15 protein-coding genes and 1 riboswitch are annotated in these 17,840 nt (G+C 44.2%); of the genes, 6 read left to right on the top strand and 9 right to left on the bottom strand.

Annotation, left to right across the window (positions count from 1 at the left end; translation table 11 throughout):
* Positions 1–100 precede the first annotated feature (100 nt).
* The 3 genes from BC8716_RS03495 (at position 101) to BC8716_RS03505 (ending at position 4,020) form a co-directional block, all read left to right on the top strand.
* Complete coding sequence (locus BC8716_RS03495; protein ID WP_094423956.1) at positions 101–1,687, top strand: ABC transporter substrate-binding protein; 1,587 nt, start codon at positions 101–103, stop codon at positions 1,685–1,687.
* Between the two features lie 87 nt (positions 1,688–1,774).
* Positions 1,775–2,866, top strand: a complete 1,092-nt coding sequence (locus tag BC8716_RS03500) for an amidohydrolase family protein (RefSeq protein ID WP_094423957.1) — start codon at positions 1,775–1,777, stop codon at positions 2,864–2,866.
* Positions 2,863–4,020: an amidohydrolase gene (locus tag BC8716_RS03505; protein WP_094423958.1), complete on the top strand. Its 1,158-nt coding sequence runs from the start codon at positions 2,863–2,865 to the stop codon at positions 4,018–4,020. The genes BC8716_RS03500 and BC8716_RS03505 overlap by 4 nt, the downstream gene beginning before the upstream one ends.
* 148 nt (positions 4,021–4,168) lie before the next feature.
* Here BC8716_RS03505 and BC8716_RS03510 read toward each other — a convergent pair whose 3' ends face one another.
* From BC8716_RS03510 to BC8716_RS03545, 7 genes are all read right to left on the bottom strand, one after another.
* Positions 4,169–4,537 (bottom strand): hypothetical protein, encoded by a 369-nt coding sequence (locus BC8716_RS03510; RefSeq protein WP_094423959.1) that lies wholly within the window; start codon positions 4,535–4,537, stop codon positions 4,169–4,171.
* 271 nt (positions 4,538–4,808) lie between these two features.
* Entirely contained in the window at positions 4,809–5,915 is a 1,107-nt protein-coding gene (locus BC8716_RS03520; RefSeq protein ID WP_094423961.1) for a glycerol dehydrogenase, read from the bottom strand.
* 183 nt (positions 5,916–6,098) lie between these two features.
* A complete protein-coding gene (locus tag BC8716_RS03525; RefSeq protein WP_094423962.1) occupies positions 6,099–6,809 on the bottom strand; it encodes a YesL family protein in 711 nt (236 codons plus the stop codon).
* 96 nt (positions 6,810–6,905) lie between these two features.
* Positions 6,906–8,534: an ABC transporter substrate-binding protein gene (locus BC8716_RS03530; RefSeq protein ID WP_094423963.1), complete on the bottom strand. Its 1,629-nt coding sequence runs from the start codon at positions 8,532–8,534 to the stop codon at positions 6,906–6,908.
* 91 nt (positions 8,535–8,625) lie between these two features.
* Positions 8,626–9,495, bottom strand: a complete 870-nt coding sequence (locus BC8716_RS03535; RefSeq protein ID WP_094423964.1) for a carbohydrate ABC transporter permease — start codon at positions 9,493–9,495, stop codon at positions 8,626–8,628.
* Positions 9,496–9,507: 12 nt separating this feature from the next.
* Positions 9,508–10,470 (bottom strand): ABC transporter permease, encoded by a 963-nt coding sequence (locus BC8716_RS03540; RefSeq protein WP_094423965.1) that lies wholly within the window; start codon positions 10,468–10,470, stop codon positions 9,508–9,510.
* Positions 10,471–10,639: 169 nt separating this feature from the next.
* Positions 10,640–12,652, bottom strand: a complete 2,013-nt coding sequence (locus BC8716_RS03545) for an alpha-glucuronidase (protein WP_094423966.1) — start codon at positions 12,650–12,652, stop codon at positions 10,640–10,642.
* A 68-nt stretch (positions 12,653–12,720) separates the two neighbouring features.
* Here BC8716_RS03545 and BC8716_RS22270 point away from each other — a divergent pair, with 68 nt between their 5' ends.
* Positions 12,721–12,867, top strand: coding sequence for a hypothetical protein (locus BC8716_RS22270; RefSeq protein ID WP_157730344.1), 147 nt, complete (start codon positions 12,721–12,723; stop codon positions 12,865–12,867).
* Positions 12,868–12,871: 4 nt separating this feature from the next.
* On the opposite strand, the gene BC8716_RS03550 is transcribed toward BC8716_RS22270, so the two are convergent.
* Positions 12,872–14,539 carry a glycoside hydrolase family 43 protein gene (locus tag BC8716_RS03550; protein ID WP_094423967.1) on the bottom strand — a complete coding sequence of 556 codons (1,668 nt, stop codon included), beginning with the start codon at positions 14,537–14,539 and terminating at the stop codon, positions 12,872–12,874.
* Between the two features lie 260 nt (positions 14,540–14,799).
* Entirely contained in the window at positions 14,800–15,708 is a 909-nt protein-coding gene (locus tag BC8716_RS03555) for an AraC family transcriptional regulator (RefSeq protein ID WP_251179974.1), read from the bottom strand.
* A 150-nt stretch (positions 15,709–15,858) separates the two neighbouring features.
* Positions 15,859–15,962, top strand: a riboswitch (SAM riboswitch).
* Between the two features lie 144 nt (positions 15,963–16,106).
* Between BC8716_RS03555 and BC8716_RS03560 the strand changes: the two genes are divergently transcribed.
* Entirely contained in the window at positions 16,107–17,147 is a 1,041-nt protein-coding gene (locus BC8716_RS03560) for a methionine ABC transporter ATP-binding protein (protein ID WP_094423969.1), read from the top strand.
* On the top strand, positions 17,128–17,808 hold the full coding sequence (locus tag BC8716_RS03565) for a methionine ABC transporter permease (protein ID WP_011245408.1): 681 nt from the start codon (positions 17,128–17,130) through the stop codon (positions 17,806–17,808). Before BC8716_RS03560 ends, BC8716_RS03565 begins: the two co-directional genes overlap by 20 nt.
* The last annotated feature ends 32 nt before the right edge of the window (positions 17,809–17,840 follow it).

Raw genomic sequence — 17,840 nt, forward strand, 5'->3', positions numbered from 1 at the left:
ATAACCATTTACTTTTCAGACTTCTTGCGCTAAAGTGAGCGTAGGAATTTTCAGAATCAATGTTTCACTATTAGAAACACACAAGGGGGATATCAGCAAAATGAAAAAAACAGCACTTCCATTTCTTTTGGCGGCTTCGCTGTTGGCATTAGGTGCTTGTGGCGGAGGGGGAAGCGATACGGCTTCAGAAGGCGATGCTAGCAATGGCGCTGGTGCAAATGCCGATGGCACATTGACAATAGGTCTATCAGCGAACCCGAAAACGTTTGATCCAGTCGATTACTCTGGCCAATATGAAAGTCATATTATTCGTAACGTTGCTGACACGCTCGTCGTCTATAACGAAGATTTAACCGAAATCGTGCCTTCCTTGGCAACTGAATGGGAAGCAGCTGACGACTTGATGAGCTACACCTTTAAGTTGCGCGATGACGTTTACTTCCAACCTGGCGACTACCAAGACGGCCGGAAAATGACAGCGGAAGATGTAAAATATAGTTTGGAACGTTCAGCGAACGAATCGGCTTTAAACCGCCTCCGTATGGTAGAAGAAGTTGAAGTCATTAACGACACAGAAGTCAAGCTTATATTAAACGCACCAAACTCTGCCTTATTGGCTGTTTTAACCGATGCAGGCAATGTGATTGTTCCAAAAGAAGAAGTGGAAGGCCACGGGGATAGCTTTGGCTCACACTTGGTCGGAACAGGCCCTTTTACACTGGAACAATGGCAACAAGACCAAATGGTGAAGCTAGAACGCCATGAAAATTACTGGGGGGAGACACCTAATTTAGCCCAGTTAAACTTTCAAATCATTCCTGACCCGACTATGATGACAAATTCCTTGCGTTCAGGCGATATTGATATCGCCACTGATGTGAAAGGACAAGACCGGGAATTGATTGAACAAGACGGCAACTTAGAACTTTTATCAGTACCTGGGTTGGCAACTACGTACTTGGATTTAAACAACGTCGAAGGACCGACAGCCGACCCGAAAGTACGTGAGGCCATTTATAAAGGCACGAACGTGCAAGAAATGGTAGACGGCGTTTACCAATGGGGTGGAGCAGAAGTTTCCTATTTGCCAATCCCGCGCCAATCATGGGGCTACGATGAAGCGCAAGAAAGCTTAGCGCCTTCCTATGACCCAGAAGCAGCAAAAGAGCTTTTGGCCGAAGCAGGTTATCCTGATGGCTTTGATACCGAAATTTACGTGGCCGAAAGCCGCGTCCCATACGCGACGATCTTCCAAAACCAAATGGCAGAGATCGGCGTTAATGTAACGATCAATACAGTGGAATGGGGCACTTATTCCGACATCGTCTCTAAAGGCCAAGCACCAATGTCAATTGGCGGTTGGACCTGGTATCCTGACCCTGATTTCTATTTGTACCAGCTGTTCCATAGCGACCAAATTGGCGCGCTCGGAAACGGAAAAGGCTACAAAAATGAGGAAGTCGATGCGTTGCTCACAAAAGCGACATCGGAAACAGATGATCAAGAAGAACGTGCCGCTATTTACCAGGAAGCACTTGAACTCATTATGGCCGATGTCCCACGGATCGAACTCGATAATACGGAAACAGCGGCTGGCGTTTCCTCCCGCGTACATGGCTTTCACGTCAGCCCAGACGGTTCTATCCGCATCGTTACGCCTTACGGTACCAATGTCTCTGTTGACTAATGCATTTAGAAGAGAAGCGAACAAACGCGCTTCTCTTCTTTTGTACATATCCCTAAGTAGCCATAACTTTAGAAAGGATGTTCTCTGATGTATACAGCTATTCGTTCTACCCGCGTCTACGATTCCGATTTAGCTGCGTATCAAGCGAAAACGATTCTGCTTCAAGGCACGTCCATTGAGGCATTGCTTCCCTATCACGCATCGCTTCCTGATCACTGCGTTGTTATCGATGTAGGCGATCACTATGTTCTACCAGGATTTATAGATGGATTTAGCCAAATTGGCGCAAAAGAAATCGGTATTCGCTGGGAAGGCGAGGATGGGGCAGAAACCACGCAAAGCGACGATTTGGCTCCTTATCGAATCATCGACAGCATTTATCCTTTCGACGCTGCATTTAAAGAAGCGCTTGCCAATGGTGTAACGGTCTCCCACGTCGCTTCCGGACCAGGGAGCGTGATCGGCGCACAAACCGCGATCGTAAAGCATGACGGAGTAACTGTTGATGAGATGGCGATTAAGCCTTCATTTGGCCATGCTTTTTCACTTGGTGACATTCCTAAACGTACCTTTAAACAACAGACAAATAAACCATTAACGAGAATGGGCATTGCCGCTTCCTTGCGCCGTTACTTTGACAAACACGGCGCGCCAGCAAACGTATTTATCCGCGCTTACCGCGGAACTGACATTGACACAGCGTTGCGCCTCCAAGAGGAATATGCATTTACATTGACGCTTGTTCATGGTACAGGCGCCACTGAAAATCAACTGAACGAGTTAAAACAACGGGGGGCATCTCTATTTGCAGGGCCGATGTTCCAAGCGCGGGAGCGTCACGAACAACAAACATTGTGCCCTTCCTTTCATAAAGAAGTTGTTTTATCAGGCATCCCCCATGCGATCATTTCAGACCATCCTACCACTTCTGTGCGTAACTTAAAGTTAGAAGCCGCGCTGGCCGTACGTGAAGGTTTAGACGAAAAACACGCATTAAACGCCCTTACACTTACCACTGCCCAATGCTTAGGGATCTCTGACAGAACTGGATCGATTACAGCAGGAAAGCAAGCTGACATTGCCATTTGGAATGGCGATCCTTTATCGTTAACAAGCTCCGTTACCCACACGTTTGTAAGTGGCAAACTCTGTTATGAAAAGGAGAGTGAACAGCGATGAATACAGTATTTCGCGGCGCAGATTTGTATACAGTCGATGCCGATTTCACGGTTATCCAATCAGGAGATCTTTACGTCGCTAATGGCAAGATTTCAGCAATTGGCCGCCATTTGAATGTTCCAGCTGGCACAAAAGAAGTCGAGGCAAAAGGGATGGTTATGACGCCAGGACTCATTGATATCCACACCCATGTCGGCATCTGGGCTGAAGTGACAGAGGACGTAAACGACGCCAATGAATATTCTGAACCGTTTACCCCTCTCATGGAGGCAACGGACGGCATTCATTTAGACCACTTTTCCTTCCAAGATGCCGTGCGTGGCGGCGTCACCACTGTACAAACAGGGGCTGGAAGCGCCAACCCGATTGGCGGCATTTGGTCGATTTTGAAAACAGCCGGCGGTACATTAGAAGAACGACTCTTAATAAAACGAAGCGGGTTGAAAGGCGCTCTAGGCGAAAACCCAAAAAATGTATTCGGGCAAACATACCGTAAAAAGCCATTCACACGTATGGCAGTTGCTTCGATTATCCGCAATGGCTTCTTGAAAGCTTTGCCTTATCGGCACCTGGCAAAAGAGGAACTCAGTGTTGATTTCCAAGAGCTGTGGCCGTTTATTGAAGTATTAAATGGCAGCATGCCGCTCCGCCTCCACTGCCATCGTGCCGACGACATTGCGACTGCCCTTCGCATTGCCGATGAATTTGGCGTCAAGCTCCATCTCGAGCATGCGACAGAAGGCTATATGATGATTGATGCGATCCAAAAAGCAGGGGTGGCGGTCACACTCGGTCCATTTATGATGTCTGCTTCTAAATATGAATTGCGGAACAGCACTCCTAAAAGCCCTGCCCTAATGGACGAAGCAGGCATCCCATTTGCGATTATGACAGACCATCCTTTTACGCCTATTCAATATTTATCCGTCTGCGCAGCAGAAGCAGTCAAATACGGACTTTCCTCAGAAACAGCACTTGCAAGCATCACTCGCACTGCTGCAGAATTAGCCGGCATCTCAAACCGCGTCGGCTCACTCGAAGTAGGAAAAGACGCTGATCTAGCGGTTTGGACAGGCCATCCATTTGCAACAAAAACAAAACTTTGCGCCACTTACATTAATGGTAGCTGCGCTTACCATTCTAATCCACAATAGACGCTAAAAAGCCGCCAAGTGATCCTTGGCGGCTCAGACTGTAGACAAGCGCACGCACCTTTCGTTGCCCACCGTTCATAGACTTATGAACCTCCGTCTATTTGCATCGCTCATGTTAAACGACCTTGTTCTATTTACTACTCTGACATTACGCCTCCAACTTTTGTATCCGCCTGCGGATTGCTCGGATCGCCACGTCATGTTCGCTCAAAATTTCATAGGTTGATTTTTGGTCTTCCATTAACTGTTTCACATTTTTGTTTGTTTCCATCACTGCTTGTTTGATCATGCCTTGTTCTTCTTTCAACTTATTCACGTCGTTTTCTACCCGTTGAAAACGCTTTTCTAGCCCATCAATACGCCCTTCTAAACCGTCAAAACGCTTTTCCAATCCACCCAAACGAGTAGTTAATTCCTTGACATTCTTTTCCGTGGCCACCGTTTTTTCCAAAATCAATTTTAACAGTTCTTTTTCCTCCAAGTAGATCGCCTCCTTTACAATTTGATGCCCGTCCATGTTGTTCACTCTTATTCTATTCTACCAAAAACAAAAGAAAAAGGGAACATGCGTTCTGTTTTTCTCATTACCAAATTTAATCAGACGAAATGCTTGCGGGATGGATTGGCGGAAAGCGAGGAGGCGAATCGCACAAACATTTATGCGCAACTCCTATCACTCATTGCTTTTTCCACGGTGAGGATGCCTATAATGTTGAATCAAAAGCGTTTCAGTTTTTGGCAAAAAAAGAGCCGAATCGAAATTCGATAGCGGCTCTTCTTCTATTGATTTATCTTCCGAGATAGGCGATGGAATACTGGTCTGCAGCAACCATGGCATCAACGAGGTCATCGGCAGAAGGAACGCTTGCCAAGTTATGGCTGCTTTCGCCTTCTTGCAAAGCTGTTTGTGCGACTTTTAATAACTCATCGCGGCTTATTTCTTCAATATGGAGGTCTTTAAATGTTACAGGCAAGCCAAGTTTTGACAGTAATTGAATGTAACGGTTAATCTCGAATTGATTGCGGTCTTCCCACGCTAGCTGTGTCAATATGCCAAACGAGACCTTTTCCCCGTGGCTTAGATGATGGATATCGCCATCAAGCACGGTAAAACCATTATGGACAGCATGCGCCAATGCGAGACCCCCACTTTCAAACCCGAGGCCGCTTAGCAGCGTATTGGCTTCTATGACTTGTTCAAGCGCATGGGAAACAACTCCCCGTTTATTCGCTTCATAAGCAAGCAACCCGTAGTCGAATAAGACTTGCTCACACTTCTCGGCAATCGCTAGCCCAGCAATGGTTGCTTTTCCTCCTGCCATTGTGGTGCCGCGCCCTTCAAAAGCAGCCCGAGCCTCGACCCAAGTAGCAAGAGCATCGGCAATGCCTGCTGCTAAAAATTTCGGCGGAGCACTAGCAATAACTGTCGAATCGACAAGGATAATATCTGGGTTCTTGCTATAAAAGGAGTAGCGTTCAAACACGCCGTCCTCTGAATAGATGACCGACAAAGCACTTGTCGGCGCATCGGTTGAAGCCGTTGTCGGAACAATGGCACAGCCGGCACCTTTCAAGCGATCCCGAACCCCTTTAGCGGTATCCAATGTTTTCCCGCCACCGATTCCTACAATGATCTCAGCGCCTTCGTCTTCAGCTTTTTTTGCGATCCGCTTAATTTCCGCCTCGGACGATTCGCCTTCAAATGTGATTTCCACCACGGAAAGCCCTGCTTCTTTCAAGCTGTCAGCCACTCGGTTTCCAGCGATTCCCCAGACAAATTCATCAGCCATAAGCAGCGCCTTTTGGCCTAAGTCTTTCAGATATTCACCTGTCTTGTCGAGAACCCCTCTGCCTTGAACATACTTGCTTGGACTAATAAAAATTTTCTCATCCATTATGCCTATCCCTCCTATCGATCTTTCTACCTATATAATTCCACAGATCGACACGATTCAAACCTTTTCGAGGAAAATATACAAAACTAGATCCCCTTTATCCTTCCGGAGATAGATCGAACGCTTGCTTATTCGCTGTCCCTCCGTAAGATGTTACTTTATGTTATAAAAGCAAGAAATTATTTAAGCTCTTGATTGTTTCCCTTTTGAGGGCGTCGCCAAAAAGTGGTCTTCAATATCGGCAAAAACGGATCTCATATTTAGCACGATCAAGAAAACAATTAAACTTCCTGTAAACAGGATAAAAAAATTCGTTGTGCCAGCCGTGATGACCCCAACTATAAATAAGATCAACAAATTTCCTGTCGTTTGTTTCACTTTCGTAAAACCATAATAAACCGACAATCTCACCACATCCCGCATTCTGAATTTGTAGCGCGCATTTATTACTAGAACGTTTAACATTACCATTGTCCATATTATCAACAGAACAACTAGGATGACCGACCCAACTTGACTAATTTGTGATGATGATTGACGAAGATATTGGAAGTCGACTAATAAAATGAAGCAGATGACAAGCATAGGCAACCAGATGGAAAACGTATCTTTTAGATTTTTTTTATAGCCTTCAAAAAAATCCCGTGTAGGTGACAACTCCTGCGTTCTCACAAGCTTCTCCATTGAATAGCACATCGCTGCAATCGCCGGCCCTGATGGTATCAATGCCAAAAAGTATAAAAGGATGTTGGAGAAAGAAGGTTGTAATGTCATGAAGAAGAATAGAAACACGCTATTCGTTAAGATAAAGTAGACATTTGTCAAAAGAAACCAATAAATATAGTTTGTCACCGTAAATAAGATTCCTTGACCAAATTCTTTTCTATCTTCCATGTCCGTTCACCCCTTTCTTAGCTGTTTTACTTATGTAATAACTCGATAGGTAACCAGGCTGCCCTTCAAATGAGAAGGACAACCTAGAATAATGGATCAGTTACGGGACTGCTTATAGTTTTGGTATGTTTGGTTGGCGAGGTCGACATACCTTTGCAATCCTTGTCCTTCCAACTCTGTTACAAACGTGTCAAACTCATTTAAATCACGTTCCCCTAAAATAAACTTTAATGTATTTTGGTCTGTATAGTCCTTTAGTGGCGTGCTCAATAACGTCGCCTGTTCTCTATCCTCTGCTGTATAGGGAATGAGTGGTTCTAAAGGAATGGCTGTTTTTGTGTTTGCCATATCCTCTTGAAATTTGATCTCTTCCTCAGTAAACATCGAATGGAGCAGCTCCGTTGTCCCTCCATAAGCAAAAACGCCGCCAGAGAAACCATAATCCACACGCAAATCCGTTGTTCCGTCAGGGTTTAATCCATTGTAATTCACATCGTCTGCTAAATTTCGCACGCCATCTGTTTTCGTATAGGTCGTGCCTTCAATACCCCATTTTGTGAATTCTTGCCCCTCATCACTGTAATAAAGCCAATCAATAAATTGCAGCAATGCTTCAAAGTTTTCGCTTTCTTTTGCTTTAGATGAAATCATCACGCCATTTTCGAAACGACTTCCTCCCATTAAGTGGCCGGCAGGGCCGCCTGGCACTGTTATTTTTGCAATCGAATAACTGCCTTCACCTAGTAATTTGTCCATGCTTGTTCTATATGTCACAACATCTTGGGCATTTCCATTAATAATAAATGAATTTCCAGAAACAAATTTTTGGGTAGCTTGTTCATCTCCCTGTGTAAAGCTTTCCTTATCTAAAAGGCCTTCTTCCACCAATTTATTGAAATATGTCAACAGTTCTTTGTATTCGTCTGTCGTTGCGCTATAAACAAATTGATCTTTTGCATCATCGTATGTTAAGCCATTGCCAAAACCCCAGCCTGCCTTCGTGCCAAAACCTGTTGCGGCAATATTAAGCGTGCTATTAAATTCATAACGGTCAGAAAATGGAGTGACATCGGGATAAATGTCTTTTAACGTCTTCATTGCCTCGTATAATTCATCCCAAGTTGTTGGCAGCGGGATATTATTTTCCTCAAAAATATCGGTTCGTACAATCAATGTATACTCTGGCCATACGTTCTCATGTAAGCCTGGAAGAAGATAAAATTTTCCGTCACTTTGCCGCAACGTTTCTAATTCATCTTCCATTTCCCATTTCTCAATTTTATCTTTAAAATGGGGCATTTTATCCATATAATCACTAACAGGCAAAATCACGCCAGAAGGGACAAATGAAGCCTCCTCCCCCGGGTACGTTTTTGGGATAATGAGTGGCGATTCCCCAGAACTAATTAACAAGTTTCGTTTTTGTGTGTAATCGCTCATTGGAATAATCGTCGGATTTAGCGTCACATTCGTGAGTTCTTCGATCTTCTCCCACAACAACCAATCCTCTTTATAAGGGTAATTTGGGTGGTCGCTGTACATCATCGAAAACTCAAGCGCTTCTTCGGCTTTAAATGTGTCGCCGACATTATACGATTCCATCGCGCCTTTGGAATTCATTTCTTCTTCGCCGTCAGAATCGGTGCTGGAACAGCCAGCAATCACTAGTGAAACTAAAGCCGTTAGACAAAAAGCAGTCCATTTCTTTTTTAGACACTCTCTCATTTCTATTCCCTCCCTTTTTATTCGAAAAGCCTACGCTTCTTCTTCCTCTCTTGAGCGGTTAATGACTGATGCCATTGCTATAACACTTGATTTACTTAACAGACCCTAACATGACGCCTGAGACAAAGTATTTCTGAACAAACGGGTAGACAGTTAAAATCGGTAATATCGTCAGAACCATCGTAACCGATTTGATATTGGCGGAAATTTGTATTAAGTTATCTGCTGATGTTGCGCCCGTTGCCGCACCGCCAGTAGCCCCAGCAATCATATTTCGCAAGTAGATCGTAACGGGGAACAAGTCCTTTTGGTCAAGATACAAAAAGGCAGGAAACCAAGAATTCCAGTGTCCAACTGCATAAAAGAGAACCATTGTTGCCATCACTGCTTTACTAAGTGGCAAAACGATTTTGAGAAGAATTCCATACGTATTCATTCCATCCATTGCGGCTGCTTCTTCTAGCTCATCAGGCATATTTTCAAAAAACGATTTCATAATAAGCATGTTATAAATACTAATCGCTCCAGGGATCACAATCGCCCAAATGGTATTATGGAACCCTAAGTTATTGATTAGGAGATAGTTCGGGATTAAACCTCCATTAAAAAACATCGTGAAAACGGCAAATAATGTTAAAAACCTGCGGCCAACCAACCGTCTTTTTGACAGTGCATAGGCAAAGATCGTCGTAAAAAACATGGAAATGCCTGTTCCAACCACTGTATAAACAACAGTATTTTTATAGTTAATCCAAAACATTCTATCTTCAATTACTGTCTTATACGTTTCAATATTAAAGCCTTTTGGAATTAAATTAACCTCTCCAGCGCTAATATAAGCTTCACTACTAAAAGATTGTGCAACCACATTTAAAAAAGGATAAAGCGTACAAAAGACAATGACTAGCAAAATAAACACATTGAATACTTTAAAAATCTTGTACTGGATGGATTCCTGCATATTTCCTCCTCCCTACCACAAGCTTCTTTCCGTTAACTTTCTAGAAATACCGTTTGCTGTTAAAATCAGTACTAAGCCTATGATGGATTCAAATAAGCCAATCGCCGTCGCATAACTAAAGTTGCTAGATTCCAGGCCTACCCTATACAAGTAAGTTGAAATGACATCTGACGTTTCATAGGTTAATGGGTTGTATATAAGTAAAATTTTCTCAAAACCGACAGCCAAAAAACTACCAATATTTAGAATTAACAATGTAATAATCGTTGGAAGAATTCCTGGAATGGTGATGTGCAACGTTTGCTTCCAACGATTGGCTCCGTCGATTTTTGCCGCCTCATAGAGAGAGTCATCAATCGTTGTTAATGCAGCCAAGTATAAAATTGCTCCCCAACCCATCCCTTGCCAGATGTCAGAAGTAATATAAATGGTCCGAAACCATTCAGCCTGTTGAATAAAATTAATTTTTTCTCCAGTAAAGAATTCAACGATCACATTAATCGAACCGTTAAGAGCTGTTAATTGCAAGATCATCCCTGCTACAATAACGATCGATAAGAAATGAGGCAAATAAGAAGCCGTTTGAACAAATTTTTTGAATTTTTTAGCCTTAATTTCATTTAACAACAACGCAAAAATAATCGGCATTGGAAAGCAAATCAACAATGTAAGCCCGCCAAGCATGAGCGTATTCGTAAAGACCTTCCAAAAGGTAGGGTCATTAATAAACATTTTAAAATAGTGAAAACCTACCCATTCTTCCCCAAACAAATGGCCCCCAGGGACAAAGCGCCTAAATGCAATGACATTGCCAATCATCGGACCATATTTAAAAATCACTAAGTAAATAAGGGGTAATAGCAGTAAGGAATATAGTTGCCAATCTTTTCGAATAACCGTTCTTAGTCGTGTCAGCTTACGCATTTTTACCTCTGTAAAAACATGCGCATTTCTAGCTTTGTCAATCCCTGCCATGTAACCCTCCCCTAACTTTGATGAACGCTCTTTCCTACGCTACTTATTTGGAAGACTATGGGCACAGGTGCTTACGGTCCCCCTCCACCAAGAGAAAAACCGCTGTCACCTGATGAAAACTGATTTTCATTAATAGAAAGTGCCTTTACCAGCATAACTTTTGTGATTTTTACCAATAAATTTTTCTGCCGTGTTCGTCGTTTATTCCCGACATCCGGTAGTAATACGTATTTACTTGGTCGCGCCATTCGCGGGCATTCGCTAATTGAGCTTCAAGCCTTTCTTTTACATGCTTATAAAGACTGTCAGGCACTGCTTCCTTTTGTCCCTCCCATGCTTCTAGAAACGCTTCAACCTCCTCTACACCTTCAAAATGGGCGTCATAAATATGTTGGATTACGGTCTTTCCACTTTTTAGCATATGGGTATAAGGAACATGGTGAAAAAACAATAACAATTCGTCTGGGCAAGTCGCTACATTTCCATACAACTCAGCCACAGGTTGTTTGTATTGGCTAACGTAATTGCTTCCGATTTTGGTACGGTCAACCCCTAAGCCATTTCGGTCAGAGAAATGGTACGTTCCCCATGGCGAGTATTCATACCCATTTACATTTGGCCCATAATGATGGCCTGTGTTGACCATCCAACCGACACCAAGAGGGGCTGTATAAGCTTCATAAACTCGCCATGACCGCTTTAAAATCGAACAAATCGTTTGCCGCACCTCAGCTGACAAGTGCGCATACGTCCGCTTTGCCCATTCTTCAGCAACCTTTCTTGGGCACTGCTCAGGATTCCAGGCGAGTAGGCCATAACCGTATAAATTGGCTTGAGCAAATGCATGCCCCGTCCAGTTTTGATTGTTTCCTATGTTTGTAACAGCTGTTACGCCTTTCCCCTTTCCGTGCTGTTGGTGGCTAGAAAGAAGAGCGGCTATATTGGTGCCCTCTCCATTTGCATGTGTGTCGAATGCCAATATTTCTTGCCATTGCATCGGCAAGTAACAAACATCGATTTGCTGCCCGGTGTATTCCTGGGTAATTTGTAGTTCCATGACGTAGTTCGTTTGTGTTAATGCTCCAAATAGGGGCGAGACAGGTTCCCGCACTTGAAAATCCATTGGGCCGTTTTTAATTTGCAAAATGACATTGTCTGCAAATGTCCCATCCAAAGGAGCAAAATGCTCATAGGCCGCCTTAGCCCTATCGGTCGAACGATCACGCCAATCTTGCAAGCAATCATAGACAAAGCAACGCCAAAACACAACGCCACCATATGGTTTTAACGCATCAGCAAGCATATTAGCGCCTTGTGCATGCGTCCTGCCATATGTAAATGGTCCAGGCCGATGTTCGGAATCGGCTTTTATCACAAAGCCGCCAAATGTAGGAATGTACTTGTATATTTCCTCGACTTGCGTTTTCCACCAGTGAACAACACGCCTATCAAGGGGATCCGCAGTTTGCAAATGCCCCAGTGTCATCGGACTGGCAAAGTTTGCGCTTAAAAAAAGCGTAATGTGGTAAGCATCAAATAAGTTTGCTACTTTTGCCAATTGTGGAAACCACTTTTCTGTAATGAGTTCTGTTTCTTTTGCATGGACGTTTACATTGTTAATAGTCAAAGCATTGACGCCTATGGAAGAAAGCATTTCCGCATATTGGACGATTTCTTCGTCTGACGCTGCCCAGGCGTTGTTGTCAAAAAAAAGCGATTTCCCTGCATATCCTCTTTCCACGGAACCATCCAAGTTATCCCAATGGTTGATCATCCGCACTTCCATCGCAGGCTGGTCTTCCGCTTCCATCGCTAGCAACGGACACCCTTGTTGGCTTTTCTTTAGAAACTCGTAAAAGCCATAGAGGACGCCACATTCTGTATCGCCTGCAATGATTAGTTGACTGCCGTCAGCGAATATACGGTACCCTTCTTGATGGCCCACCCGTTCGCTGCGGCCCAAATCGGCAAACGTTCCTACGATTACATTTGCAAACTCGGCATCTACTATGTCCACATGGGCAAATACCCGTGGCAAATACGTCTGCGCCAGCTTTTTGATCGTGTCCAATCTTAAACCATTTCCTACTACGGAAATGTGGACTTTTTCGGCTCGGTGCCCTTGCCCTTCTTCAGGAAGCCAGCAAGTATCTCTTGCTTTAGTTTTCTCTTGAATAGGCATACTGCCAGTCCCCCTTTTCTTTTTCGCTCGTTTATTTCCAATCCCTTGCTCTGATGCAGAAGTCCACGGTGGAAAAGCGCGCTAACGACGTTGGCGTCGAATGGGGAAGCCAGTCTGGCAGGCATTTATACGAAAAAGGCGATTGTATAAACTTCCTTCCCCCTTCGATATCGTTTGCTTTTCACTTTGCCAAGCAATCGTATGTCGTCGCCTAGTCCGTCATCCATGAATCACACTTTTCCTAGCGCTTGTCCCTCCTTCTGCTTGATTGAGACTGTTGCTCTCTAACTCGTGATAAGAAAACGAGTGGAAATCTGCATGTTTGCGTACACCTGACGTGTCTTGGCAATGCATGCCGACAAACGCTCCTGTAAAAAACCCACCATGGGCGATGTAGTCGTCAGAAAGTTTATAGGTGTCAAAAGAAACGCCAATATCCTCAAAATGGCTGCCATCAAAAGAATAAGCAAACGAGAATGTATCGTAACGGACGCTGACTTTAAGGTGGACAGTGGCTGCCTGTTCTGGCACAACGATTTCGCTGCCTTGCAATGGCTGGGAGACATGAAAATGGTCGCATTGGACAAGATCTAAAATCCGTCCTTTCTGCTCATGCCAAGTTACTTGAAGCGAAACCCAATTTTCAGTATCGTAATAGCAAATTAACCCGGCTGCCTGTTGAAAAGTTTCTGGGTAAAAAGATACTTCCGTCGCAGCGTCAAAGTGAAAACTTTGCCAGCGGCGGGCGACAAGTGCTTGTGTATGTTTGGAGTGGAGTGATTCCCGCCCAAACAGGCGCAGAATGCCGGCTTCATGGTCGATCATACCAATTTCTTGATTAAATGGAATTCGCAATGTTTGATAGTGGTGGTTCAAAACAGGGTGATCGAATTGATCGCACTTGGGATAGTCTTGTGGCCATTGAACTTCAGGCAATTTTGGCCCGGCCACTTCTACTGATGGCAAAGGGCCATTGACAACATAAGGCCAGTCATCTTTCCACTCTATTTTTTGGATCGCCGTTTCACGGCCAAGTGGGCAAAAGCCTCGCTCTTCTAAGAGCTTCTTCCCTCGCCTCCTAATGGGCCGGCCTAATAAGTGAGCCATATACCAGTCGCCATGTTGCGTTTCTACAAGAGAGGCATGGCCGGCTTTTTGCAACGGATGGCGCGGATCTGCCCAGCTCGACAATATTGGGTTTTGTGGATGGACTTCGTAAGGGCCATGTATCTCTTTCGAACGGGCAATCGTGGCCGCATGCTCATATTTCGTTCCACCTTCTGCTGTCAGTAAATAATAATAGCCGTTTGCCTGGTAAAGGTGAGGGGCTTCTGTTAACCCTAATTCCGTCCCTTTAAAAATCATTTGCGGTTTACCAACTAATCGTTTTTCCAATACGCTGTATTCCTGTATGCAAATTCCATAAAAACGATGATTGTACACCCGTTGGTCCCACACCATATTCACCACATACTTACGCCCGTCTTCATCATGGAATAAAGAAGGATCAAAGCCAGAGCTGTTCAAATAAATAGGCTCGCTCCATTCCCCATCAATCGTTTCACATGTCACAAGATAGTTATGGCCGTCTTTCCACGTATTGCCTTCCACTACTTTTACATCAGAGTAAACAAGCCAAAATTTCCCATTGGAGTAGCTCAAGCACGGCGCCCACACACCACCAGAATCGGGATTGCCAATCATGTTTAATTGACTGATGCGATTAAGTGGCCGACTAATGAGGCGCCAGTTGACTAAATCGCGGGAATGGTGGATTTGTACACCGGGAAACCATTCAAACGTGGAAACGGCCATATAGTAATCATCGCCCACCCGGCAAATACTCGGGTCTGGATTAAAGCCTTTTAAAACAGGGTTTCGTATCATTTGTCCGCTCCTTATTCATTTTTGTTACCGCTTTCATTTTACCAACCAATTAGAGGGAAAAACATGTACGTTTCTGCGCATTATTTACCCATACCTGCACAAAAGGGCTTCAAACATGGGCCTGATAAAAGCCAGATTCAGAGTGAAAACGAGGGGAATTGCAGATCGAACGTTTACTCGCCAGAAAGCAACGCTCTGGTACGCTCCCTCCTAAGACGAGAGCAGACATTGTGGCTTGCCTGCTCCCTCGTAAATTATTTTCAGTAAAGTGACTCATGTTTTGCGCGAAACTGGCTTGGTGCTAGGCCAGTCCATCGTTTGAATTGGCGGCTAAAATGGGAGATATCGTAATAGCCAAGTTGATCGGCAACCATTTCAATCGTCATATCTTTTTGCACCAACAGCGCTTTTGCTTTATTTAATTGTTTAAAGGACCAATACTTGCGCGGAGACATTTGGTATACTTTTTTAAACAATTGATTGCAATACGAAACACTTATGTTCATTTTTTTGGCAATTTGTTCAATATTGCTTTTTTCTAACTGTCCGCCTCCCTCCAAGTTCTGTTCAATTTGCTCCGCTATTTGATAGGCGAGTGCAACGGTCCGTTCAGAAAGACGCTTGCCTTCTAACTCTTCGAGCCCCATCACAAGCATGCCCAGCATTTCAAACATCACTGCTTGCATATTCATTTTTTCGACGAGGCCAAAGGTATCGTGCCCCAGCAATTTAGCAATCCGTTCGAGAAATGGCGCCATTTTTTTGGCGAGGCTGCCACTGGCTTTAAAAAACAATGGGTCAATATTGGTTAAATAAGGTAAAAACAGTTTGTCATCAATATTAAAATGAATGCATAAGTACGTGAAAGGCTCTGTATTTCCACCTTTGCTAGTATGAAATTCCCCTGGCCTTACGAGCACCAAGTCACCAGCATTTTGTTCATGGCGCTTCCCATTCGTTGTAAAAATTTGCTGCCCTTCTATGACCCAATTGATTTCATAAATAGCATGCTGATGTTCTGGATAGAACCATGAGCCCTTCACTGTACGAACATGGACGCCAAACAGTTCAAGTTCCGTTTTCGTATTTGGGTAAACCGATTCGCTGATTAAATATCGTTTGATTATATCTTCACTTGTCTGCCCGTTACCTTTAAAAATGAGGTTCAATGCGCTCCCCTCCATTTTCTTCCATTATAGCGACAAACTCTTTTAGGAAAAAGGCGCGTCGATTTGTTGCGGTAAAGTGTAAAAATTTTCTCTTGCCAAGATAAGTTGCTTTTGCTACACTTAATTTCAACAACTTTAATTGTATACGAATTCTTATTAAGAGGAGCAGAGGGACTGGCCCAATGATGCTTCAGCAACCCCGCCATGAGCGGAAGGTGCTAATTCCAGCAGGACTACGTCCTGGGAGATAAGAGATTGAATTGAACATTCACCCCTCTTTCTTTCCAGGAAGAGGGGTTTTTCGTTTTTCTTAAAAGAAGGCCAAATCCGTTGTTGAACAAGACTTAAAAACCTAGTAAGCATAGCTGTTTACTTAATTTAAGAGGAAGTGAATTTTCGTGATTGAATTTAAACAAGTGACAAAAACATTTCATTCAGGCAACCAGACAGTCACTGCCCTCGACAACGTGAATTTACATGTCGCCCGAGGGGAAATTTATGGTGTGATTGGTTTTAGCGGCGCCGGGAAAAGTACGCTCATTCGAAGTGCCAACTTGCTTGAGCGACCGACATCTGGCGAGGTCCTCATTAATGGTGTTAATTTGGCCACATTAAAAAGCCGAGAACTGCAAAAGGCAAAACGAAATATCGGCATGATCTTTCAACATTTTAACTTGCTCCAAAGCAAGACAGTGTTCGACAACGTTGCCACGCCATTAAAATTAACAAGAACGCCAAAAGCGGACATTCGCAAAAGAGTTACCGAACTGCTGTCATTTGTCGGTTTATCTGACAAGGCAGATAACTATCCAGAACAATTGTCTGGAGGGCAAAAACAGCGGATCGGCATCGCCAGAGCGCTTGCGACTAATCCAGAAGTGTTGCTTTGCGATGAAGCCACTTCCGCTCTTGATCCAGATACGACAAGCTCGATTTTACAACTATTAAAGAAAATAAACATTGAATACAACATTACGATTTTAATGATTACACATGAAATGTCGGTCATTCGCGAGATTTGCGATAAAGTCGCCGTTATGGAAAAGGGGCGCATCATCGAGGAAGGATCGGTGTTGTCGATTTTTTCAAATCCACAACATCCGACAACGGAAAAATTCGTCCGCTCCATTATCCCGACTGGCCTGCCTGCCCGTGTCAAAGAAGCGCTGCAGCAGAAAGAGCCGAACCGGCGCATTTATGAAGTGACTGTCACTGGCGATAGCTCCCACTCAGATTTGCTGCGCTCGTTAATCCAGACATTTGGCATTGAAGTTGACATTTTGCATGCGACAATGAACGACATTCAAGGCACATCGTTTGGGCGGATTTACTTCGACTTACGGGCAGAACCAGAAATACTTGCAGAAGCATCCAATTACTTAAAATCGCATCCGCTTCAACCGAAGGAGGTGACAGGCGATGCTCGAGTGGCTGCCTGAAGCAATTCGCCCTAATATTACGAGCGAGCTATTGCTCGAATCCTTATATGAAACTGTCTATATGGTCGGCTGGTCCTTGTTGTTTTCTGGGGTGATCGGCATTTTGCTTGGTGTTACCCTTGTTGTTACTCGGCCAGGGCACATACTCGAAAACAGCTTTGTGTTCCATACGCTCAACCCAATCATTAACGTGCTCCGCTCTGTGCCTTTTATCATTTTGTTGGTGGCGCTGATTCCCTTTACCCGTTTTTTGATGGGCTCTGCGATTGGAACGACGGCCGCGATTGTGCCGCTCGTGTTTTACGCCGGCCCTTATATTGCCCGGTTAATTGAAAACTCGCTGCTTGAGGTGGAACCTGGCATTATTGAAGCCGCTGACGCAATGGGCGCATCAAAAGCGCAAATTATTTTTCGCTTCATCTTACCCGAAGCGCTGTCTTCTTTGCTTCTCAGCTTAACAACAGCGACGATCGGTCTTGTTGGCGCGACAGCGATGGCAGGAGCAATTGGCGCAGGCGGAATTGGCGACGTAGCGATCACATATGGCTACCAGCGTTTTGACAATGGCACGATGCTCATCACAGTATTGTTGTTAATTGTCATTGTCCAAGGCTTGCAATCTTTAGGAAACATTTCATCGAAACGCGTCCGTAGACGATAAAGAGACATACAGATATGAAAGAGGAGAGAAAC

This window comes from Shouchella clausii (assembly GCF_002250115.1).
Taxonomy (GTDB): domain Bacteria; phylum Bacillota; class Bacilli; order Bacillales; family Bacillaceae_D; genus Shouchella; species Shouchella clausii.

Coding starts and splice junctions, on each gene's coding strand:
- BC8716_RS03495 (WP_094423956.1), top strand. CDS start 101: ATGAAAAAAACAGCACTTCCATTTCTTTTGGCGGCTTCGCTGTTGGCA.
- BC8716_RS03500 (WP_094423957.1), top strand. CDS start 1,775: ATGTATACAGCTATTCGTTCTACCCGCGTCTACGATTCCGATTTAGCT.
- BC8716_RS03505 (WP_094423958.1), top strand. CDS start 2,863: ATGAATACAGTATTTCGCGGCGCAGATTTGTATACAGTCGATGCCGAT.
- BC8716_RS03510 (WP_094423959.1), bottom strand. CDS start 4,537: ATGGACGGGCATCAAATTGTAAAGGAGGCGATCTACTTGGAGGAAAAA.
- BC8716_RS03520 (WP_094423961.1), bottom strand. CDS start 5,915: ATGGATGAGAAAATTTTTATTAGTCCAAGCAAGTATGTTCAAGGCAGA.
- BC8716_RS03525 (WP_094423962.1), bottom strand. CDS start 6,809: ATGGAAGATAGAAAAGAATTTGGTCAAGGAATCTTATTTACGGTGACA.
- BC8716_RS03530 (WP_094423963.1), bottom strand. CDS start 8,534: ATGAGAGAGTGTCTAAAAAAGAAATGGACTGCTTTTTGTCTAACGGCT.
- BC8716_RS03535 (WP_094423964.1), bottom strand. CDS start 9,495: ATGCAGGAATCCATCCAGTACAAGATTTTTAAAGTATTCAATGTGTTT.
- BC8716_RS03540 (WP_094423965.1), bottom strand. CDS start 10,470: ATGGCAGGGATTGACAAAGCTAGAAATGCGCATGTTTTTACAGAGGTA.
- BC8716_RS03545 (WP_094423966.1), bottom strand. CDS start 12,652: ATGCCTATTCAAGAGAAAACTAAAGCAAGAGATACTTGCTGGCTTCCT.
- BC8716_RS03550 (WP_094423967.1), bottom strand. CDS start 14,539: ATGATACGAAACCCTGTTTTAAAAGGCTTTAATCCAGACCCGAGTATT.
- BC8716_RS03565 (WP_011245408.1), top strand. CDS start 17,128: ATGCTCGAGTGGCTGCCTGAAGCAATTCGCCCTAATATTACGAGCGAG.